Annotated in this window: 18 protein-coding genes and 1 pseudogene; 13 read left to right on the top strand and 6 right to left on the bottom strand. The window is 67.4% G+C overall.

What is annotated here, in order from left to right; translation table 11 throughout:
• The first annotated feature begins 7 nt into the window (after nt 1-7).
• Both ACYQ78_RS08605 and ACYQ78_RS08600 read left to right on the top strand, forming a co-directional pair.
• On the top strand, nt 8-784 hold the full coding sequence (locus tag ACYQ78_RS08605; protein ID WP_459800198.1) for an ABC transporter ATP-binding protein: 777 nt from the start codon (nt 8-10) through the stop codon (nt 782-784).
• The gene (locus tag ACYQ78_RS08600) at nt 781-1,578 is read left to right on the top strand and encodes an ABC transporter permease (protein ID WP_459800197.1); all 798 of its coding nucleotides are present in this window, start codon (nt 781-783) and stop codon (nt 1,576-1,578) included. Before ACYQ78_RS08605 ends, ACYQ78_RS08600 begins: the two co-directional genes overlap by 4 nt.
• A gap of 4 nt (nt 1,579-1,582) precedes the next feature.
• On the opposite strand, the gene ACYQ78_RS08595 is transcribed toward ACYQ78_RS08600, so the two are convergent.
• Nucleotides 1,583-2,488, bottom strand: a complete 906-nt coding sequence (locus tag ACYQ78_RS08595; protein WP_030454792.1) for a LysR family transcriptional regulator — start codon at nt 2,486-2,488, stop codon at nt 1,583-1,585.
• A 364-nt stretch (nt 2,489-2,852) separates the two neighbouring features.
• Nucleotides 2,853-3,332: a hypothetical protein gene (locus ACYQ78_RS08590; protein WP_459800196.1), complete on the bottom strand. Its 480-nt coding sequence runs from the start codon at nt 3,330-3,332 to the stop codon at nt 2,853-2,855.
• Between the two features lie 6 nt (nt 3,333-3,338).
• On the opposite strand from ACYQ78_RS08590, the gene ACYQ78_RS08585 reads away from it, so the two are divergent.
• Genes ACYQ78_RS08585 through ACYQ78_RS08575 form a run of 3 tightly spaced genes read left to right on the top strand, consistent with a single transcriptional unit; the run spans nt 3,339 to nt 4,704 of the window.
• Nucleotides 3,339-3,644: a hypothetical protein gene (locus ACYQ78_RS08585; protein WP_459800195.1), complete on the top strand. Its 306-nt coding sequence runs from the start codon at nt 3,339-3,341 to the stop codon at nt 3,642-3,644.
• Nucleotides 3,635-4,174: a hypothetical protein gene (locus ACYQ78_RS08580; RefSeq protein WP_459800194.1), complete on the top strand. Its 540-nt coding sequence runs from the start codon at nt 3,635-3,637 to the stop codon at nt 4,172-4,174. The genes ACYQ78_RS08585 and ACYQ78_RS08580 overlap by 10 nt, the downstream gene beginning before the upstream one ends.
• A complete protein-coding gene (locus ACYQ78_RS08575; RefSeq protein ID WP_459800193.1) occupies nt 4,171-4,704 on the top strand; it encodes a hypothetical protein in 534 nt (177 codons plus the stop codon). Before ACYQ78_RS08580 ends, ACYQ78_RS08575 begins: the two co-directional genes overlap by 4 nt.
• Before the next feature lie 51 nt (nt 4,705-4,755).
• Here ACYQ78_RS08575 and ACYQ78_RS08570 read toward each other — a convergent pair whose 3' ends face one another.
• Nucleotides 4,756-4,995, bottom strand: coding sequence for a hypothetical protein (locus ACYQ78_RS08570; protein WP_459800192.1), 240 nt, complete (start codon nt 4,993-4,995; stop codon nt 4,756-4,758).
• A 119-nt stretch (nt 4,996-5,114) separates the two neighbouring features.
• Between ACYQ78_RS08570 and ACYQ78_RS08565 the strand changes: the two genes are divergently transcribed.
• The gene (locus ACYQ78_RS08565) at nt 5,115-6,779 is read left to right on the top strand and encodes a hypothetical protein (protein WP_459800191.1); all 1,665 of its coding nucleotides are present in this window, start codon (nt 5,115-5,117) and stop codon (nt 6,777-6,779) included.
• Nucleotides 6,780-7,139: 360 nt separating this feature from the next.
• Here the strand turns inward: ACYQ78_RS08565 and ACYQ78_RS08560 are convergent.
• A pseudogene (locus ACYQ78_RS08560) lies at nt 7,140-7,314 on the bottom strand (IS701 family transposase); the annotation flags it as partial.
• Nucleotides 7,315-7,571: 257 nt separating this feature from the next.
• Between ACYQ78_RS08560 and ACYQ78_RS08555 the strand changes: the two are divergent.
• Nucleotides 7,572-7,763: a hypothetical protein gene (locus ACYQ78_RS08555; protein WP_459800190.1), complete on the top strand. Its 192-nt coding sequence runs from the start codon at nt 7,572-7,574 to the stop codon at nt 7,761-7,763.
• Here the strand turns inward: ACYQ78_RS08555 and ACYQ78_RS08550 are convergent.
• Both ACYQ78_RS08550 and ACYQ78_RS08545 read right to left on the bottom strand, forming a co-directional pair.
• Complete coding sequence (locus ACYQ78_RS08550) at nt 7,755-9,614, bottom strand: UvrD-helicase domain-containing protein (protein WP_459800189.1); 1,860 nt, start codon at nt 9,612-9,614, stop codon at nt 7,755-7,757. The two genes, ACYQ78_RS08555 and ACYQ78_RS08550, sit on opposite strands and share 9 nt — an antisense overlap.
• Nucleotides 9,611-11,785, bottom strand: coding sequence for an ATP-dependent nuclease (locus tag ACYQ78_RS08545; protein ID WP_459800188.1), 2,175 nt, complete (start codon nt 11,783-11,785; stop codon nt 9,611-9,613). The genes ACYQ78_RS08550 and ACYQ78_RS08545 overlap by 4 nt, the downstream gene beginning before the upstream one ends.
• A gap of 707 nt (nt 11,786-12,492) precedes the next feature.
• On the opposite strand from ACYQ78_RS08545, the gene ACYQ78_RS08540 reads away from it, so the two are divergent.
• From ACYQ78_RS08540 to ACYQ78_RS08515, 6 genes are all read left to right on the top strand, one after another.
• Nucleotides 12,493-12,735, top strand: coding sequence for a hypothetical protein (locus ACYQ78_RS08540; protein ID WP_459800187.1), 243 nt, complete (start codon nt 12,493-12,495; stop codon nt 12,733-12,735).
• Nucleotides 12,736-12,887: 152 nt separating this feature from the next.
• The gene (locus ACYQ78_RS08535) at nt 12,888-14,897 is read left to right on the top strand and encodes an ATP-binding protein (protein ID WP_459800186.1); all 2,010 of its coding nucleotides are present in this window, start codon (nt 12,888-12,890) and stop codon (nt 14,895-14,897) included.
• Between the two features lie 153 nt (nt 14,898-15,050).
• A complete protein-coding gene (locus ACYQ78_RS08530; protein ID WP_459800185.1) occupies nt 15,051-16,931 on the top strand; it encodes a WD40 repeat domain-containing protein in 1,881 nt (626 codons plus the stop codon).
• Complete coding sequence (locus ACYQ78_RS08525) at nt 16,915-17,355, top strand: site-specific integrase (RefSeq protein ID WP_459800184.1); 441 nt, start codon at nt 16,915-16,917, stop codon at nt 17,353-17,355. Before ACYQ78_RS08530 ends, ACYQ78_RS08525 begins: the two co-directional genes overlap by 17 nt.
• A 334-nt stretch (nt 17,356-17,689) precedes the next feature.
• Nucleotides 17,690-18,865 (top strand): hypothetical protein, encoded by a 1,176-nt coding sequence (locus ACYQ78_RS08520; protein ID WP_459800183.1) that lies wholly within the window; start codon nt 17,690-17,692, stop codon nt 18,863-18,865.
• 1,120 nt (nt 18,866-19,985) lie between these two features.
• On the top strand, nt 19,986-20,471 hold the full coding sequence (locus ACYQ78_RS08515) for a pyridoxamine 5'-phosphate oxidase family protein (RefSeq protein ID WP_459800182.1): 486 nt from the start codon (nt 19,986-19,988) through the stop codon (nt 20,469-20,471).

Below are 20,471 nucleotides of genomic sequence, written 5' to 3'. Positions count from 1 at the left end.
AGGCGGCATGATCAAACTCACGCACGTCTCGCACGTCTTCGCCGGACGTCAGGGTGAGGTCCACGCGCTGGACGACATCACCCTTGAGGTGCGCCGCAACGAGCTGGTGACGCTCGTGGGCCGCTCGGGCTGCGGCAAGTCGACCATGTTGCGGATGGTCGCCGGGCTGCTGCGGCCCTCGTCGGGAACGGTCACGGTCGCCGGTGAGCCGGTGGGCAAACCCCGGCAGGATGTCAGCTTCATGTTCCAGCGTGCGGCCCTGCTGCCGTGGCGTACGGTGCTGGACAACGTCCTGCTCCCGGTGGAGATTCTCCGCCTGGACCGGGCGGCCAAGCGCCGGCGGGCACATGAGCTGCTGGAACTCGTCGGTCTCGCCGGTTTCGAGAAGCGGCTGCCGCACGAGTTGTCGGGCGGCATGCAGCAGCGCGCGTCCCTGTGCCGTTCGCTGATCCAGGATCCCCTCGTCCTGCTCATGGACGAGCCCTTCTCCGCGCTCGACGCGCTGACCCGGGGGGAGCTGTCGATAGAGCTGCAACGCATCCGGATGGAGCGGGAGATGACCATCGTCTTCGTCACCCACTCCATTGAGGAGGCGGTGCTGCTCGCCGACCGGGTGGCGGTGCTCAGCCCCCGGCCCGGCCGGCTCCGCAAGATCATCGACGTGGACATCCCACGCCCGCGCACACTCGGGCGCAACGCGTACGCGGACCGAGTCGCCGAGGTCAGCGCCGAACTGCACGAGCTGTTGATGCCGGCGCCCATGGCGTCGGAGGGCGCCGGATGACCGCCGTGCCGCGGACGCGGCGGATCGGCTCCAGGGCGACGCGGCGTCTGGTGGACTGGGGCCTCCCCGTCATCGCCCTGGTCGTCCTGGTCGCCCTGTGGTGGCTGGCCACGATCGTCTTCTCGATCGAGCGGTTCCTGGTGCCCGCGCCGGACGACGTGATCGAGGCCTTCATCGGCCAGCCCGGCTTCCTCTTGGAGCAGACCTGGGTGACCCTGCTGGAGACGGTGCAGGGGTTTGCGGTCGCGGTCGTCGTCGGAATCTCCACGGCGATGTCGATCGCCGGTTCGCGGTTACTTGAGAAGATGATTTATCCGCTGCTGCTCGCGGTGAATGCCGTACCGAAGATTGCGATCGCGCCGATCCTTGTGGTCTGGCTGGGCTTCGGGCAGTTTCCGAAGATCGTCATGGTGTTCCTGCTCTGTTTCTTCCCGATCGTGATCTCAACGGCCACCGGCCTGAAATCCACTCCCGCCGAGCTGACCGAGCTGGTCCGCTCCTACGACGCCAGCCGCCTGCAGGTGTTTTTCAAAGTCCGTTTTCCGTACGCGTTGCCGCAGGTGATGGTGGGTCTCAAGACGGCGATCTCGTTGGCGGTCATCGGTGCGGTCATCGCGGAATTCGTCGGTGCCGACGCCGGACTCGGCTTCGTCATCGTGCAGTCGGGCGCGAGCGCGGACACCCCGCTGGCCTTCGCCGCCATGGCCCTGCTCGGCGTCATCAGCATCGTTCTCTTCTACGGTCTGAACGCGCTTGAGAAGGTGATCCTCCCGTGGGCGGAGGAGAATCGTTGAGAGATTAGATGCTGCGAGCCGTGTCGATGAGCCGGCGGCGGAGCCACTGGTGCGCGAGGTCGTCGTTGTCGCGAGGGTTCCAGTACATGGCTTCCTGGATGGCGCTCAGCGACAACGGATATTCCACGATCCGCAGTTGTGCCACGCTGACCAGTTTGAGAGCCAGACGTTCCGGCGCGATGGTGGCCAGCCGGGTTCCGGTGAGCAGGAGCAGCGGCACCGCGAAGCTCTCCGTCGTCAGCTCCACCGGAATGTGCACATTCAGCGCCTCCAGATCCACGTTGGTGATCGGTGAGACGGTTCCCCCGCTGAAGGCGACGTACCGGAGTGCGGTGGCCTGTTCGGGTGTCACCGAATCGCGCACGTCAGGGTGGTTCCGATCGACCACCAGCACGTAGCGATCGGTGAACAGCGGCTCGTGGGGGAAGGGAAGCTTCCGGTCGGCGAGCTTGGTCGGGATGATGACCATGTCGACCGCTCCGGAGCGGAGCTGGTCGGCGAAGTCGGCGTCGACCGGACGCATGCAGATCCGAATGTGCGGCGCCGTACCGGCGATCGATTCCAGCAGCGGGCCCAGGAGCACTATCGTGACGTAATCCGCCGCCATGATCGTGAACGCGGCCTTGTCCTTCGCCGGGTCGAAGCCGGGCGAGCGAAGTAAAACCGCCTCGGCGGCGCTCAGCGCCTCCCGCACCGGCCCGACCAGCGTATCGGCGAGCGGCGTCCGCTGCAGGCTCCGCCCTTCCCGCACCAGCAGCGGATCACCGAAATGTTTGCGCAGTCTCGCCAGCGAGGCGCTCATCGCAGGCTGCCCGACCGACGTCCGCTTGGCCGCCCGCGTGACGTTGCGCTCGGTCAACAGCGCGTCCAGCGCGACGAGCAGGTTGAGGTCGACACTTGCCAGGCTCATGAAGGGCTCCGGCCGCTTATCAGGAAGATCGACAACTCTCCACGACGCTACCACTCCATAAAGCGCGGCGCGCTGCACGAGTTGGGAGTCGCCTCGCTGGTGTTGTTCTCCCATCTGATGGCCTGCGATAGCTTCGAACTGCTGGACTCTGAACCGGGTGGGGAGGGCTTCCGCCGTTCGGGCGCCTGGACACGGTGCCGGAGGGTGCGCTGCGCAAGGCCCGACTGCTGGAGCGGCACCTCATCGAGGTCGAGACCGGGCTGTTGCCGGACGCGGCCGAGGGCACGCTGCCCAAGCCGGAGTACGACCCGCGCCGGCGCACGCTGGGTGAACGGTTGTCGGCCACCCTCTCCCGGGCGACGTTCTATCGGCTGGTGGGCGGACTGACGCAGGGCAAGTACACCTTTTCTTCGGCGACCGCACGCCGGTCTCGGGCTCGAAAGCCCGAGGCGCCGTTCACGCCATCGGCGGCGGCACGGCCGGGTGAGGTCGTCCAGATCGACACCACGCCGCTGGACGTGCTGGCGATATTGGATGACGGCGTCACCGGACGCGTGGAGCTGACCATTGCAGTCGATGTCGCGACCCGGACCATCTGCGCGGCGGTGCTGCGGCCGGCGGGCACCAAGGCGGTGGACGCGGCGCTGTTACTCGCGCGGACGCTGGTGCCCGAGCCGATGCGGCCTGGCTGGGCTGAGGCCTTGTGGATGTCGGCGTCGCCGATTCCGCATGCCCGGTTGATGAGCATCGATGCCCGGCTTCGGCACGCTGTGGCCAAGCCGGTCATCGTCCCGGACACCATCGTGGTCGACCGCGGCAAGGTGTTCCTGTCCTCGACGTTCATCGGCGCGTGCCGGTCGTTGGGCACTCCGTCCAGCCCGCCCGGCCGGCCACTCCCACCGATAAGGGCGTGGTCGAGCGGACCTTCTCCTCGATCAACACGCTGTTCTGCCAGCACGTCGCCGGTTACGTGGGCTCGAACGTCACCATGCGCGGCCAGGATGTCCAAGCGGTATGGACCATCCAGGAGCTGGCCGATCTGTTCGAGGAGTGGGTGATCGCCTGCTGGCAGAACCGGCCGCATGACGGGCTGCGCAGCCCGCTCCTGCCGGAAAGAGCGCTGTCGCCCGCACCGGTTACCTGCCGGTGCGCCTGAGCGGGGAGGACTATCTGGAGTTGCTGCCGGTGGAGTGGCGTGCGATCAACGAGTATGGGATACAGATCGGCTGCCGTGAGCTGCGCCCTTACCGGCGCCAATCGTCAGGGATCGAACTCAAGGCCGGCCTGTGGGAGGTGCACCACGATCCCTATGACCTCTCGCACGTATGGGTGCGCGACCACCGTGCCGGAGGCTGGATCACCGTCCCGTGGACCCGCCGCAACGTCGTATCGGGACCGTTCGCCGACTTCACCTGGCGGCACGCCTGCTCGATCCTGGCCTCCCGAGGCGCCGACGACACCGACGAGAACCCCATTGCCGTGGTGGTGGAGGACCTGCTGTCGCGCGTCGGAAAGGGCCCAGGTCAGCGCATCATCGCACGCACCCGTGCCGTCAGCGCGCTACCACTCCGCCCCGACCACCAACCCCCGGCCGAAGACAGCGACGAGCTCCAGGCTGAGCAAGCCGATCTCGGACAGGTCGCCCCGTTCGGAGTCTTCGACGCCTTCACCGAAGGAAGCCGTTGACCATCGACCTGCCCGAGGACCCGCAGGCGCACTACCCCCTGACAAGCAAGGAAGGATGGCGAACGTTCGTCGACGAACACCCGCTCCCGCCCGCGCTGCTGTCACCCTCGGCGCTGCAGAACCTGACCGAGCCCCAACGCGCCGACTACTACACGACCTTGGAGGACTACCATGCCCAACTCGTAATCGTCTCGACGCCGACCGTCCGGCATGTCACCGCGACCGGCCGACAACGGATCCTGCTCAATAGGCACCAGCGCTCGGCCCGCCGAGGGCTGATCGTCTCCGGTGTCACCAGAACGGGGAAGACCACCGCGATCACCCAGCTCGGCAAGAACCACGAGCAGCTTGCCCGCCGACGAGGATGCCGAAGGTCGATCCTTCCGGATCAGCGGCATGAAGCAGTCCATCCGCCGAAACGGCTTCTGGATTCGCTGTCATCAAGCCGCCTCGTCCGTGGAGCCGGGAGCGGGAGCCAATCGCACGCTGTCGGACTGAGGGCTTCTCGTCGGGGAAGACCCACTTCCTGAGCGCCCAGAAGCGGAAGATCATGGCGATTAGCGTGCCGACGATCTGTGCGCTTATGAGTCGGCGATCTCCTGGGTCACCACGCTCACGTCCGGGGTCTCCAGGTCGAGTACGTACCGGGAGATCCAGAGCGGCGCAGAGCTGAGCACCAAGCCGACGCCACTGACCAGGAAGAACAGCGCCGCCTCGTGACGGCGCTCGCGGCCGCCCCTGGTCCGGAACGACCCAGGGCCCCGACCAGGCCAGAGTTTCGCCCGGGCGTTCCTCAAGGGGCAGCCGCACAAGGCGGCCATCGCGACCACCCTGGTTAAGGACCGCATTCAGAAACTCGGCGACTGGCCCTTCACGACGATGGCACAAAATGCGAATATACGTTCGAATAAAGAAGATCGTCTTTCGGAACGGAGTGCATGTGCGTCCTTCAGCCTCTGAACGCATCAGCCGATTAGCCGCCTCGGCCGGGGCTCTGCTCCTGGCGGCGAGCCTGCTCGCCGTCCCAGCCCCCGCCGCGGCCGCCGATCTCATCGCCGACCTCGGGGTCGCGGGCATGGGCGGGGACCTGGTGGCCGGCCACGGCAAGGTCTTCGTCGCCGCCGACGACCGGATCGTGGTCACGCGCATCGACGGCGAGGCCGTCACCACGATCGGCGGCCTGTCCGGAGTCACCGCCCTGTCCGCGCCGGACGGCGCCAGGAAGGTGTACGCGACGCTGAGCGGCACGCATGAGGTGATCGAGATCGACACCGCCACGGTCGCCGTCACCCGGCGCATCGATCTGTCCGCCTATCCATGCCCGTCCACGCTGGCGCAGGCCCACAACCGGCTGTGGATCGGGTACGGCTGCGGAGGGCCGGGTGAGGGAGGGGTCGTCGCGCTCGAGGTGCGGGCCACCCCCATCCTCACCAAGGTCGGGCCGGCCACGACCAGGCCTCCGCTGGTCGCGGTCGCCGGCGCCTTCCTCGCCGTGTCGGAGCCGGGAGTCAGCCCCGCCACCGTCAGGCTGTACGACGTCAACAGCGACCCGGGCAACCCGCTCGGCGAGATCCTCGGCGACGCAAACGGGCTGCCGCCCCTGGAGGACCTGGCCCTCGCCTACCAAGGGTCGGCGGTGCTGCCGGTGCCGTCCGGCGCCCAACGCTTCGACGCCTGGGACACCACGACCTTCGACCGGACCCAGGCCTACGATGAGAAGGGGCCGGCCGGGCACGACCTGGCCGCCACCGTCGCGGCCAGCGAGAACGGCTACTACGTCGTGGGCGGCTGGAACTCCGCCTTGGGTGACGCGGCGGAGCTCGTGGTCTACGACGCGACCACGAGAGAGGTGATTTACGCAGCCGGCCACCAGGGAAAGGCGCTGGTGCCGGGCAGCATCGGCTTTTACGGCATCTACACCTTCGCGGTACTGAAGGAGCCCGGCACCGGGCGTATGCACCTATGGCGGCTGCCGTCCGCGCCCTACCACTCCTCGGCCCTGACCCTGACGGCGCCCGCCGAGGCGAACGCGCTCAAGCCGCTGACCATCAGCGGACGGCTCACGCTCAGCACCGGGGCGACCCCCGGCGTGCAGACGCTGGAAATGCACAGCTGGCTCCCCGACGGCACCGACCGACCCTTCCGGGAGGTCACCACAGCGGCGGACGGGACCTACGAGTTCACCGACATCCCACCAGGCATCGGGGCGTTCAGGTATCGCCTGTACTGGCCGGGCAACTCCTGGTACTACGGGGCCTACTCGACGGCGACCGTCACGGTGGCCAGGTACGAACCGGCGCTCACGGTGACCGGGCCCGCGACGGGCGCAGTCGGCGAGCTGCTTGAGTTCAGCGGTTCCTTCGCCGCCGAGGGCGTCGTCTACCCGCGCACGACCGTCACCGTCAGCCGCAGAGCCGTCGCGCCGGACGGCACCGTCACCACCAAGGGTCAGAAGCTGGCCGCCACCACCGACGGGACGTTCGCCTTCACCGACACGCCGGCCACGGCCGGGACGCACACCTACACGGTCACGCTGGTCGGGAGCTCGACCGTCAAGGGAACGAGCACCAATCACGTGGTCACCGTCGTCGAGCCAACGGGATAGCGTCCCAGGGAGCCGGGGCCTACCTCTCGTAGGCCTCGGCGATGCCCGCGGCGCCGACATGGCACCCCGAGCCTGGGCACGGCAATGGAGGACTCTCGGCGCGTGCGTCGATCATGAAGCGTTTTCCTGCGGATAACCCGAGAATTCCTGTGCATTCGGCCCGGCTTTGCCTTGGCTGCGCGCAAGGTTGTAATCAGATGACGAGATTGACAAGCGGTTCCCCTTCCAGGTTGCGCAAGCTCGTTGGACGTCGGCGCCGCCGCCGACCAGCAGCAGCAGGCTGAGGTCGCCACCGGCCGGGTCTCGCAGATAGCACCGAGTCCGGCGGCCCGGCAGCGGTCGGGACAGGAGGTCCAGGAACGCCCACTCGGCGATGGTCCAGCGGTTTTGCGCGGTAGGTCCAACAGCGGGCCGAGTACCAGCTTCCGGTCTCGGTGCCGAGATTCGACCCGCGTGAACCGTCCCGCTATCCGGCTCATCAGGCCCTCGAACGCCTCCGCCAGTGGGCAGGGCTTACGCTGTGAACTGCGGCCACTGTTGATCTTCAGTCTTCACACACCAATGATCAACGCTGGTCGCACCCGTCTTCCACAGCGTGTCAGGCTCGCGCGGCGTCTGTCTGCCGTCCTGTGTCTGGAGGACTTGTGCACCGTGGCGAAGTCTGGTGGGTCCAGTTCGACGAGCGGAGGGTGGTCGTGCTGCTGTCGGGAGACGACGCGTCCGGGATCCGGGTGCCCTCCGTGGGGATCAGCCTGGCTGGGGCGGCGCACCCTGCCGATCTACGTGATCCACATGCCGCTGCTCGCTCTGCTGCACACGGGGCTGTCGGGCTGGCTCGGCGGGGCGCCCGCAGTCGTCGTGGTGCTCTACCCGGCGCTCGTCACCGCCGCGCTGGTGGCCACCTGCCTGCTGATCGACCGCTTCCTTCCCACATGGCTCAAGGACCTTCCGGCGCGTCGGCGCGAGGCAGTTCGGTCAAGGTGAAGGCATGACCTCTATGTCAGCGAAGTCGATGATCTGACCGGCCGAGGCAAGCGTGGATCGTCGCAGCGCGTCCAGTGCATCGGGCACGTCATCCGCGTAGAGCAGAACGGTGAGAGTTTCGGTGGCGCGGGAGCAGCAGACGTAGAGCAGGCGGCGAGTTCGTTCCAGAACGCTGTCACGACCTTCCTTGCGCGCGTTCTCGTCAGCTCTGGAGAGCCCCCGCAAGCGGAACAGCTTGTCATAGGAGAACTGAGTGTGGGTGCTTTCGGCGTCGTCCAGAACGACCAGGACATTGGGAAACTCGGTGCCCTTCACCCCGTGCTGCGTGGAGTAGGGCGACTCCCGGTTGACGTAGGTGAAATAGCCGCTCAACTCATGGATGTCGCACGTCAGGAAGGCGTCGAGAACGTGCCCATCGCCGCTGCCGGTCAGATGCTGGTTCCAGCGTTCGTCCAATTGGACGAGTTCGTAGTCGAAGACGATCCGGAGGGCCTTCTCGACGGAGTCCGGGCCGCCCTCCGCGACGACGCGTGTGAGTTCGGCGAGGCCCTTCTTGAGAGAGGCGAGGACGCCGGCGAGATCGTCGCCGGCTTGGATGTTCTGAAGCCGCGGAGAGTGGGCGCGGAGCAATGTCATGGCCTCGGAGGAGCTCACAGGGGTTGCCGCCATGGCCAGGATCGCTGTGCGGAAGGGCGTGAGCGGCCAGGCCGTACCCTCGTCGAAAGCCTGACTCAGGCCGGCTGGAGCATTGTCGTGGAAGCAGGCGTAGAGGGCTTCGAAGCCGAGTCGCCGGGCGGCCATTCGGTGAGTGATGACGAGTACCTTGAGCGCCGACTCGGCGCCATCGCTCAGCCAGGCACGGGATCCGTACCGGTCGGCCAACCAGTTCCGAACGTGAGCCAGCGTTGTGAGGCTGTCCTCGGAGCGGGGGGCGACGATGACGGTGACGTCGCCGTCGCGTTGTCTCTCGACGGAGAGTCCCGATTGCTGAACCAAGGTGTCGCCACCTGAGCGGATCGCGTTGATCGCCGTCAGCACCCGCAGGGGCGAGCGGAAGTTCTCGGGCTTCTCGATGGTCTGCCAGTCCTTCTCGAGACCTATGGGACCGATGCCCGTCGTGTAGATCCGCTGCATGGGATCACCGAAGAAGCCGAGACAGAGCTTGCCTTTGTGGGTGAGCGCGAGCGTTTTGAGGGACTTCACGACGCCAGGGAAGGTGTCCTGGCTCTCGTCGACGAAGATGTAGGGGTACTCGGCGACTGCTAATCGGGCCAAGAGCGGGTGGCGCTCCACCATCGCGGTCGCCATTCTGATGACATCGTCGTGCCCCAAGATGCCTTTGCCGTAATTGCTGCCCGTGCCGTAGGTGAAGCGACGGACGGATTCGAGCTCCTTGACCTGCTGCTGGTAACGCTCGATGCGGTTTCTCGTGTCCTCGCGCCTGTCGGCCTTCGTGCGGTCGTTGAAGGAACCCTGCGTCTCGATTTCCTTCTTCAGCCTTTCCTGGACCCGCTCCGCCGCCCACAGACCGATGTCGTGCTGGTATGGGTTGACCAGATTCCAGAGGAAGGTGTGGATGGTCGAGACATGGAAGATGGAGCCGTGCTCGACGTCTGAGCGGATCTCGTCGGCCGCGACCTCGGTGTAAGTGATGCAGGCGATCTTCTGCGATCTCGCGCGGAGGGACTTGCCATGCGTGGCGGCGACGTGAGCGAGCGCTTTCACCAGGGTGGTGGTCTTACCGGAGCCCGCGCCCGCGATGACCTGGAAGCACCGCAGAGGTCTTTGATCGAGGAGTGCACGTAGACGCCGGTCGGCATCGGTGTCGGGTGAGGCGATCCGAGAGGTCATGCGTCGGTGCTTACGGTGAGGCCGGAGGTCTCGGCGACAAGTTCGGCACCTAATTGCGATGACAACCACCGGAGCCCTTCGGCGATGTAGGTGGGTGTCACCCAGGCCGCCGGGTCGGCGGTCATCAGATTCATGGCGAAGCGGGTCTTGTCGAGATGGCGTACCCGTTCGAATATTCGCCGGTGCATCTCGCTGATTTCGGCTGGCGCCTCGTTGCGCGTGACGACTCTCAGCCCGAGATCCTTCTGGGCCTTGTCCTGAGTCCATTCGAGATTTTGGAGAGCGAAGGCCTCCTCCAGAGTCCGGCCCGTGGTGATCTCGCTCTTACCTTGCCACTCCGTCGCGGCGGGTGTCTGGTAGGCAACTCTCACGTACGACAGGGATTTGGCGAGCTTCTCCTCGTCTGATGCCGCCAAGAGGTCGGTGATCGAGGTCAGTCGCGGTACCCATGTGGTGAGGATCGGGTTGTCGGTGAGCGCATCGGGGGTTCCGGCCCGGCAGGGCGCGCCTGAAGGCTGTGGCACCCGCGTGGCGACCTCCGGGTCAACGTCGGCGGTGTTCTCAGAGGGGGTTGTCGCCTTGGGGTGGACGCTGTCGAGGTCGGTAATGATCAGGGAGGTGAGTCCCAGGAACTCGATGAGTTTCTCGAATTTGTGCGCAAAGGCTCCACCGACTTCCAGAAGCGTCAGGTGACGCGACTTCAACTCGGGAGCGTCTTTCTCGATCATGAGAGGGAGCAGTAGACGCTCCACGTTGCCCTCGACGAAGACGGCCGCGTCCGCGAAGAGCAGGTCGCAGTGAGTGAGCTTGAAGTACTTGAACAGGAAGTCGCGGGTCGTTTTCTCGTCCTCCCAGAAACGCGAGAGGTTCTTGACGTCCGTGTCCGGGACGCCGGTGCCGTCATCGCGGCGCTGGAAGTAGCGGATGGGGCGGAAGCTGCTCTCGTAAATGACATGTGCCGAGTGTGTACTGAGCACCAGTTGCGTGTTGCCGCCCGGAGGATCCGGCAAGATCGCTCGGATCTTCTTGGTGAAGACCTGCTGGAGCTGGGCGTGCAGATGCGCCTCTGGTTCCTCGATCATCACCAGATGGACGGGCGGGCGATCGTCCTCCGTTTCCTTCCAGGCCTTGTGGAAGTCGAGGATCTCGATCGCCATGTAGATGAGGTTCTTGAAGCCCAGGCCGTTGTATCGATCGGGCAGTGTCGCCGGTTGACCGTCGGAACTCTGCGGTACGCCCGGCAACACGTAATGAACTCCCGTGTTCTCCTGCACCAGCGTTTCCGGCCTGAGTGAGGTCTTGACCACGATCTCCGGGTTGGAGAACCCCGGATAACCGAGCGTCCTGATGTCGTTGAGAGTGGGGTCGAAGACCGTGGCGAAGTGGGTGTTGAGGCTGGCCTCGGATTCCGCGAAAGTTTTGAGCGCATCGGGGTCGATCTCGTACTTGTCGAGATTGCGCCGATAGAAACTGCCGAGCTTCCTGGACAGATCCTCTGCGCGGCTCTGCGAGGACGCGTCGGACAGATGTCGCTGGGCGTCCATGAAGTCGACTCGGAGCAGTGACGCCAGAACCCGCTGGCCTTCGGCGGCCGAGGCGAACGAGGCTGGTTGATAGTCCTCGGGAAACTCGTCGTCGTCGCCAAGCTGGGTGCGGTCGAGGATCGAATAGCGGACCTCGTACTCGCTGCGCAGGCGTTTTTCCAGATAGGCCGTCATGCTCTGAGGCCACGCTTTGTAGGTCGCCCCCTGGGACGAGCCTGCCGCCTTCGCCGCCCGGTAGTTGTCCATGAGGGACGTGTCACTTCTGGGGCCGTACTCCAGCCTGATGCCGACCGGTGTCTCTCTCCAGTCGAGAGTCGGAATCAGATGCTTGACGAGGTGGAGACTGTCGACATCGACGGTGAACCAGATGTCCAGTGAGATCCGCGGGAAGCTCTGTTCCCCAAGCGAGGTCTGCTCCGCGAGGGCGTTGAAGTCGGGCCAGCAACTGGCGGTGAAGTCGTACAGGGAGAACGTCTCCCTGCCGTTGAGGAAGCACTGCAAAGCATGGGAGACGGAGGTCTTCCCGCTGTTGTTGGCGCCCACGAAGATGGTCGTCGCCGTTTCAAGGTCGACCCTCACGTGCTTCAGCCTGCGGAAATTGCGAATGTGGAATGACTTGACGTGCACCCGCTACCTCTCGCCGGACCCTGCCCGATCGCCATGTTGGCCGGGGGAGCCGCGCTCATGACGGCCCGGAGGATCCCCACCAACCGTAGTGGATCGTACACACTGCGGTAAGTGCACATATCACTTTTGTCGCATCAGCCACCCTGGTCAGTTCGTGAGACGCTCGCCGTGGCATTCGACCAGGTGGCGTGGCGCGAACGTAAGAGGCTGGGCCAGGGCCTCACCGGGGCAGCGCGGCGGCGCTCAGCCCGGCCAGTACCACGACCGGAGTGGCGCGAGCAGCTTGAGCCGCGCCCTGGCGTACCTGGTGAGCGGTCAGCCGAACGCCGTCGGCACCATCGTTATCTGGGTTAATGAGTTCTTCTCGCAGGTCAGAAGCAATGTGATCTTGTAAGGCATGTGATCGACGCCCAAGACTCTGGTGTCGGAGTTGGGCTGGCTTTCACCGAGGGAGAGAGGGTCCCGCTGGTGAGCGCGACTTTGTCGGAGGCCCCCGCCGCTTCGGTCAGAGCCGGAGCGATGGGCACGTTAGTTTACGGAGGTGAGAGAGCCGAGCTGCCGTGGGCCGAACTCGCGGTTGTCATCCGAGACCACGACCAGATCGGGGTGGCCATCGAGCAGGCCGTGGTCAGCGGTGATCGGCCGTTGCAGGCAGAGCTGGCCACGGAGCTGGCGGAGGTGGGCGAACGGTTCCTGAATTCGGGTTCGTGGCGACCGAGATGGCGGAGCAGCTGCGGCGGATCCGGGCCCAGATGGACGAGACCGGCGCAGGCCTTCGGGTGTCGGTGGAGCTGCAGTACCGGCAGGCGACCGACATCCGGTTGCTGGCCGACCAACTGGCGGTGATCGATCGAGCGGAGGCCCGAGTCGCGCAGCATGGTGCGGTAGCCGGTCTGGCGGTCGATGTCGGCCACCATGTCGGGCGGCCTGGCGATGGTCGTCGGGGCTGAAGGCCATCGAACCTGCCGTCTTCGTCGGCGGCGACCCGGGAACTCTGGACGGGAATCTGGCTCGGCCTGAAGCTCCGCAACCCAGAGGTGCCGAAACGCCCCCGGTAGAGTACGGCTTTACCGATCTGCAACCGGTTGATTACGAATCGTGAATGCCCGGCTTGAGGGGTGGCGTGGAGGACGAGCAGCGGGCGGCGGCCCAAGAGGGGGTGCGGGCGTGGGTGCGGCGGGGGGCGTGGCCGGCGACCCGGACGGCACTGCTGGCGTCGTTGTCGGCGAGTGCGCTGGCGCCGCTGGCGGTCACCGAGCCGGGGGCGGCGGTGGTCGCGGCGGTGTTCGGGATCGTCGGTTCGGTGGGCGCCAACCTGCTGTCGGGCATCATCGGCGCCGCGCTGACCGCGCCGCCCGAACGTCTGGAGGCGGAACTGGCCCGCCTGCTGGAAAAGGCGCTGGAGAAGGACGCGGCGCTGGCCGACACGCTGACCGACCTGCTGGACCGGGCCGATGTCACCCGGGTCGTCATGGAGGAGACGCTCGACAGCGGCTTCCTCGGCAGCGTCGACACCCGGCTGGAGAACATCCTGTTCTCGGTTCGCCGCCAGTTCAACGAGAACCGTGAACAGACGGTCCTGCTGACCGAGATCCTGGACCGGCTGCCTTCCTGCCGGGGCTTGCCCGGCGCGTCCACCTGGGAAGGGGAGTGCCCCTATCAGGGCCTCGCCCCGTTCGGCGCGGCGCAGGCCGGGGTGTTCTACGGCCGTACTGAGGCGACAGCGCGGCTGCGTGAGCTGGTCACCGCCCACCGCGATGGCGGGCTGATCGTGGTCACCGGTTCGTCGGGCGCGGGGAAGTCGTCTGTCCTGCACGCCGGTCTGCTGCCCGGGTTGACCCGTTCCGGTGAGTGGGTGGCCGTCACCTTCACCCCCGGGCCCGACCCGGTCAGGGAACTCACCGCCCAGCTCGCCCTGCGGGTCGGCGCCGACCCCGACGCCCCGCTCACCGACCCGGCCGCACGCGCCCGTCAGGTCGTCGCCGCCGACCGGGTCGGCAACGACCGGGCCCGTCATCTGATCGTGGTGGTCGACCAGTTCGAGGAGCTGTTCACGCTGTCCGGCGCCGGTGAGGCTTTCGTCCCTCTTCTTGAGGCGCTGGCCGGTCAGGCCGTGGTGGTGGTGTCGGTCCGCGGCGACTACGTCGACCGGTGCGCCGATCATCCGGCGCTGGCTGGAGCGCTCCAGGCGCGCGCTTTCGTCCTGGGGCCGATGAACGAGCAGGAACTCCAGCGCACCATCACCGGTCCTGCGGCGGCGGCCGGGCTCGGGTTCGAGACAGGCCTGCCGCAACTGATCGTCAGCGAGTTGGCCACCGGCGCCGGCGCGCTGCCGCTGCTGTCGATGGCCATGGTCCGCACCTGGGACAACCGCGAAGGCGGCCGCCTGACCCGTACCGGCTATGACCGGTCGGGCGGGGTGACCTCGGCCGTGCGGCACGCCGCCGAGGAGACCTACCGGTCGTTGCCGCGCGACCTGCGTGAACAGGCCCGTCAGACGATCACGGCGATGACGGTCACCGGCGCGGAGGGCCGGGTGTCGCGCCGCCGCGTCCCTCTGGGCGAGCTGGCCGGACCGGTCGTCGAGGTCTTCACCCGGGCCCGCCTGATGGTCACCGACGAGCAGACCGCCGAACTGGCCCACGACATCCTGCTCACCGCCTGGCCCCGCCTGGGCACCTGGCTCGCGGCCGGACGCGCCGACCGGATCGTGCACGGCGAACTCGTCCAGGACGCGGCCGAATGGTCGGTCCGCCACCACGACCCGTCGTTCCTCTATCGGGGTGTACGACTTGAGGAGGTCACCCAGGCCGTCACCCGCTGGCGATCCGACCCCGCCCGCTACCCTGGCCTGGAACCCCCACCGGCGGCCACGGCCTTCCTCCACGCAGGCTCCAGGGCGGCCACCCAGGCCCGCAGGCGTAACCGCACGGTCACCACGGTCTTGGCGGTGCTGACGGTCATCGCGCTGATCACCGCCGTCACGGCGGTCCGCTTCGGCCAGGACGCCCGGACGGCCGGCGCCCAGGCCGTCTCCCGCCAGGTCGCCCTGGACACCCCCTCCCGCTACGACGCGCCCATGACCGCCGCCCGCCTTGCGGCGGCCTCCTGATCCATCGCCCAGACCCCGGAGGCGCGCTGGAGCCTGGCCGCCCTGCTGAGCCAGCCCGGCCGCGGCACGCTGAGCGGCCTGGGCGACCCGTCCTGGTCGGTCGCGTTCGCCCCCGACGGCCGACGGCTGGCGGTCGCCAGGCAGCAGGGGCCGGTGGAGATCTGGGACCTGGCGACCGGCGGCCGGACCCAATTCGGGCGGGTGCGTCAGGGCGTCGCGCTGGCCTTCAGCCCCGACGGCCGCCGACTGGCGCGAGGAGGCGAACCCGTCGCCGAGGTCGAGGATCTCCTCAGCCGGCGGATGACCACCTACAGGGGCGGGACGCGCCAGGTCTCGGCGCTGGCCTTCAGCGCCGACGGCACGCTGCTGGCGGCGGCCGACGTCGTCGGCGTCGTGCGGGTCTGGGAGGCGGCGACCGGCCGCCTGGTGAGCGGGCCCATGAAGGGCGACCAGGGGTACGTCGACTCGATCGTCTTCAGCCCCGATGATCGTACGATCGCGACCGCCGGCGGGAACGGGACCGTGCGCCTGTGGGACAGCCGGACCGGCCGGCCCCGCAGACCCGCGTTGCGTGCTCACACCGAGAGCATCGTCGCGGTGGCTTTCGATCCGACGGGTGCCCGGCTGGTCAGCGTGGGCTTCGACGACACGGCCCGGACCTGGGACCTGAAATCGGGCCGCGAGATCGGCACCCCGATCGAGGTACCCTCCGGTCAGATGTCCTCGGCCGCGATCAGTCCCGACACCACCCGGCTGGCCACGGGAGGCAGCGACGGGGTGATCCGCACCTGGGATCTGGCCACCGGCCGGCAGACCGGCGCGGCCGGCGCGCGGTCCGGGGCGCGGTGGATGGCGGACCCTCCCGGCGGCCCGCAGACCGGCGCCCCGATCGCGGCCCACGCGGGCGTGATCACCACCCTGGAGTTCGACCCCGCGGGGAGGCGTCTGGCCAGTTCCGGTTACGACGGCACCGTCCGGGTGTGGGACATGGCCCGGCACCGTCAGGCGGGTCTTCCGTTCACCGCTCACGTCGACCGCTGGGCCGGCGGAAGCCTGGTCCCCGGTGGTGTCCACATGGTCGACTCGACCTCTGACGGCCTGGTCCGGATCTGGGATCTGCGCTCGGCGACGGCGGTCACCGCGTCCTTCAAGACCGTCGCCGACGCCACCGTCACCGCGACCCCTGACGGCCGTTACCTGGCCGCCGCCGGGCTGGACGGGTCGGTCGTCGTGTGGGATTCCACGACCGGCACCCCGCCCGTGCTCCGCTATCCCGCCTCGGAACGCCGGGTGGCGGCGATCGCCCTCAGCCCGGACGGCGGCAGGCTGATCGTCGCCGACGACAACGTGCTCGTCTCCGTGTCGGGCGGGCGCCCGCGGACCCTGGGCACGCAACCGGCGAATGTGACGTCTCTGACCTTCGACCCCTCGGGTGACCGCCTGCTCAGCGGCGGGGACGACGGCGCGCTCACCCTGTGGACCGGCAGCGCCAGGAAACAGGTCGGCCGGCACCCGGGTGGCGTGTCGGCCGCCGCGTTCAGCCCGGACTCGACTCTGCTGGCGAGCGGCGGCTACGACCGTGCGGTCCAGCTCTGGGACGTCACCACCGCCACTGCGATCGGGCCGCCACTTGTCGGCCACACCAAAGTGGTGACCTCACTGGCGTTCAGCCCCGACGGCTCCCGCCTGGCGAGCGCCTCCGAGGACGGCTCGATCCGGATGTGGGACGTTGCGACCGGCCGCCCGCTGGGGCTGCCCCTGACCGGACCCACCACGATGGTGCGATCGGTCGCCTTCACCGGCGACGGGAAGCACCTGGTCAGTCTCTCCGACGACAGTGTGGTGCGGACCTGGGACGTGGCCGTGCCCGCCGACCTGGCAGAAGCCGTCTGCGATCTCGCGGGCGAGGGTCTCACCGCGGCCGAGTGGCGGGAGTACATCCCCACCGAGCCCTACCGCGCGACCTGTCGTGATCGGGCTACGCGACCGGCTGCTGCTGGTACTCGGCCTGGCGCTCATGGGCCGACGCAGTGAACTGGTCGCACTCACCCGCGCTGACGTCCGTGAGGTCACCGACGGCCTTGAAGTGCGAATCGGCACCTCCAAGACCGACAAGGACTCAGCCGGGCAGATCGTGGCCATCCCGCTGACCGAGCCTTCCGCCGCCTGGCAGGACTGGCTCCACGTCCTGAATCAAGCGGAACAGGGCCTGGGCGACGACAGCCGTCAAAAGAGCGGGAAGCTGCTCCGCCGCGTCAATCGGCACGGCGCGATCGGCCCCTCGCTCACCGGCGATTCAGTGAACGTCATCGTCGGCGACCTGGCCGTCCGCGCCGGGGTTCCCAACGCTGAGGCGGTCACCGCGCACAGCCTGCGCGCCGGGGAGCGACCGTCGCCTACGCCGTCGGCGTCCCCGTCATCGCCGCACACGGCCGCTGGGCACCCAACTCCCCGGTGATTCTGGGCTACATCCGCGCCGTGGACCGCTGGCGCGACAACGCCATGCGCAACGTCGGGCTTTGATGAGAGAAGCAGGCGCGATCCATGGTCCAGGCAGGCTCAACGCCGTCAACCGCGGCTTCGCGGTGTCAGTAAGTCCGCGCATCCAGTGTCGAAAAGTTCGCGTTCAACAACTGGGCCAGGACAAGTGACGACTCGGATACTTCGAGTCACATTGAGCTTCCATCAACATAACGAGGATTATGTTGGAAGATCATCTAACCTTCCGACGCAACGGATCCCTATTTTCGATTTTCTGTTTCCAGAAAATCGAAAATGCTAGGGTGATCTTCGTGACGTGCAAGCACTGCGGCAGGGCCCTGGAACTACGGCAGGGACGGGGCCGCCCCAAGGAGTACTGTCCCGAGAGCGACTGTCAGGCCGCCGCCAAAAAATCCCGGGAGCTGCGCCGTGCCACCCCCGGCCTCGACGGATCGCTAGCCCGGGCCGAGGAGCTCTACGAGCGCATGGAGAAAGGCCTGTCCGCCGCGATCGCCCCGCTGGCGCAGGTGCTCGCCGACGAGCTGTCGCCCGCTGGGGTCGAGGCGCGGCTTTCCGCGGTGCAGGCCGAGGCGCACACGCGGGTCGCGGTTGCGCGGGCGGAGCGGGAGCAGGCCTTCGAGCAGGTACGCATGGCGCGGGCCGCCACCGAGGAGGCTCGTGACAGCGCTCAGCAGGCGCGGCGGCGGGCCGAGGAGGCGGAGGCCGAGCGGGACACCGCGTTCGCCGACGCCGAGAGCGCTCGGGAGCAGGCCTTGGCCGCCCTCCGGGAGGCTGCCGCGACCGAGCGGGTGGCCAAGCAGGCGGCTGACGAGGCTCGGCGCCGGGCTGAGCAGGCTGAATCCCGGCGGGACCACGCCGAGTCTGAGACGCAGGCGGCTCGTGTGGCTGCTACCGAGGCGGAGAAGAAGGCACGTCGGGCGGAGGTGAAGGCGGCTGCGGCGCAGAAGGACGTACAGGAGGCTCGGAAAGAGCTGGCCGGTGCGGAGAAGGAGACAGCGGCGGCGACGGCCCGCGCCGACGCGGCCGAATCCGAGCGCGACCGGGCCACCTCGCGGGCGGAGGTGGCCGATCACGCCCGGGCCGAGGCCGCTACGGCGGCTGCCGAGGCGAAGACGGAGGCCGCGCGGCTCACGGGGCTGCTGACGAAAGCGGAGCAGACGGCGGCTGCGGCGCAGGCCGAGCGGGAGACGCTGGCGGCTGCTCTGCAGGTCAGCCAGAGTGAGGGGGCGGTGTTGAAGGCCAGCGGGGAAGCGGCTCAGGGTGAGGTGGCGCAGCTTCGGGCCGAGCGTGCGGCCGGGCAGGAGACCCTGGCCACGGTTCGGGCGGAGCTCGCGCTGGAGCGGGCTCGGTTGAGCGATCTTCGGGGGGAACTGGAGTCGGCACGTACAGAAGCGGCGGTCCTGCGGGAGAGGGCGGTCGCGGCCGAGCTACGAGCGGGCGCTCAGGAACCACCTAAGAGCTCCTAACAAATGAAGCCAGCTGAACCCGGTGCCGGTGCGGCGAGATGCGTTCACCTGCATCGGCCGCGCTCGGCAACGGCGAGTTGCTGGATACCGGAGCCACTTTGCTAGGGCCTGTAAGAGCGGTTGACGAAATGAACTTGGCTGGTCCCGGCGCTGGTGCTGCGCAGTTCGTCACCTGCGGAGTCGGCGCTCAACATCGATGGGCCGCCAAGGCCGCGCGTCATTCTGTTAGGACCTCAAAGTCCCGAAGCCAGCGACTGCCCGCGTATGAAGACTTCATCGGCGCATTGGCGGTCTTGTCGCTTCACCTCCGGCGGTGGCGAGCCGCACCGCTTCTCGACGAAGGTGGCTAGGAGGGCTCAGGTGGAGATCATGACGGCATCTGAGAACAACTTTGTGCAGGTCTTCCCAGGTGCGGTTGGCTCCAACACAGGCGAACAAGGTCGCGCCGTGGCACTTGGCCAGTTGGTCAGGCCGGACTACGGACAGCGCACTCGCTCAATTCCTTCGATGTCGCCAGCCCTCAGGCGCCTGAGCGCGGGAAGTGGTGGCGATGGCAATCCCTCTGCGGCGACACCTTCAGCGACGTTGGTGTCGTCTTGCGGTACGGCCCGCCGACATCTGAACCACTCTCTTGGAGATCCCTAGCCAGCTCCGCCTCTTGATAGTGGCCACCACTGGAAACCGCTGACGTCGATGTGGCTGCCAGGCGGGCAAGCTTTTGGTCGCCCCTGCGGCGGATTCGGTACCAAAGCGATCCGACGGCTGAAGCGTGCCGCCGTCGTTGGGTTACTGCTGTCCCCAAGACAAGCAAGACGACAGTCCCTGCCTTGATGTCGACGCCGCGATGCGGCCCGTCCGACTGCCTTCGACAGGATGGGCATGCCCACAACTAGGTGGCCCGTCATGGCATGGAATGGCCCTTTGGAGTGGAGCAAGACATCCGGGTGGTCACGGGCCGGAGCAGTTGATCACCCAGGCCAGCGGCCAGAGTCGACCCGCCGGTCGCAGCCGGGCGCGGCGAGTTCCAACAATTTTTGAAATCCATGCCGGTGGCGATGTCGAGAACGTCCGGTCGGCTCCGTCTGACTCATGAACGCGCCCCCAAGGAGGGAAGACGCCCATGAACGTCGAAGAAGAACTGACCAAACCCATCTCCAAAGACCTGCTGGCATCCTCGATCCCCGCCCGCCTCGCCTACACCGCCCTCGACGGCGACCCCCGCGCCATCCCGATCGGCTTCTGGTGGACCGGCAGCCACATCGTCATGGCCACCGTCCCGAAATCGGCGAAGGTCAGAGCGTTGCGGCAGAATCCCAGGGTCGCCCTCACCATCGACACCCAAGACGCCTGGCCCCCCAGGGTGCTCCTCATCCGCGGAGCGGCAAGCCTGGAGCTGGTCGACGGTGTCCCCGAGGAGTACATCGAGGCGTCCAGGAAGGTGGTTCCCGTCGAGCACTTCGACGGGTGGGAGCACGGGGTTCGGGCTCTGTACCACCAGATGGTCATCATCACCATCGAACCTGACTGGGCCAAACTCCTCGACTTTGAAACAACGATCCCCAAAGCCGTCGAAGACCTCATGCTCGCGTCCCGGAAGGAAAGCTGA

This window comes from Herbidospora sp. RD11066 (assembly GCF_054661255.1).
The sequence above is the reverse complement of the archived record's forward strand: the minus strand, read 5'-3'. Positions and strand labels throughout refer to the sequence as shown.

Coding starts and splice junctions, on each gene's coding strand:
- ACYQ78_RS08605 (WP_459800198.1), top strand. CDS start 8: ATGATCAAACTCACGCACGTCTCGCACGTCTTCGCCGGACGTCAGGGT.
- ACYQ78_RS08600 (WP_459800197.1), top strand. CDS start 781: ATGACCGCCGTGCCGCGGACGCGGCGGATCGGCTCCAGGGCGACGCGG.
- ACYQ78_RS08595 (WP_030454792.1), bottom strand. CDS start 2,488: ATGAGCCTGGCAAGTGTCGACCTCAACCTGCTCGTCGCGCTGGACGCG.
- ACYQ78_RS08590 (WP_459800196.1), bottom strand. CDS start 3,332: ATGAACGTCGAGGACAGGAACACCTTGCCGCGGTCGACCACGATGGTG.
- ACYQ78_RS08570 (WP_459800192.1), bottom strand. CDS start 4,995: ATGGCCGCCTTGTGCGGCTGCCCCTTGAGGAACGCCCGGGCGAAACTC.
- ACYQ78_RS08555 (WP_459800190.1), top strand. CDS start 7,572: ATGCCGCTGCTCGCTCTGCTGCACACGGGGCTGTCGGGCTGGCTCGGC.
- ACYQ78_RS08550 (WP_459800189.1), bottom strand. CDS start 9,614: ATGACCTCTCGGATCGCCTCACCCGACACCGATGCCGACCGGCGTCTA.
- ACYQ78_RS08535 (WP_459800186.1), top strand. CDS start 12,888: ATGCCCGGCTTGAGGGGTGGCGTGGAGGACGAGCAGCGGGCGGCGGCC.
- ACYQ78_RS08525 (WP_459800184.1), top strand. CDS start 16,915: ATGGGCCGACGCAGTGAACTGGTCGCACTCACCCGCGCTGACGTCCGT.
- ACYQ78_RS08515 (WP_459800182.1), top strand. CDS start 19,986: ATGAACGTCGAAGAAGAACTGACCAAACCCATCTCCAAAGACCTGCTG.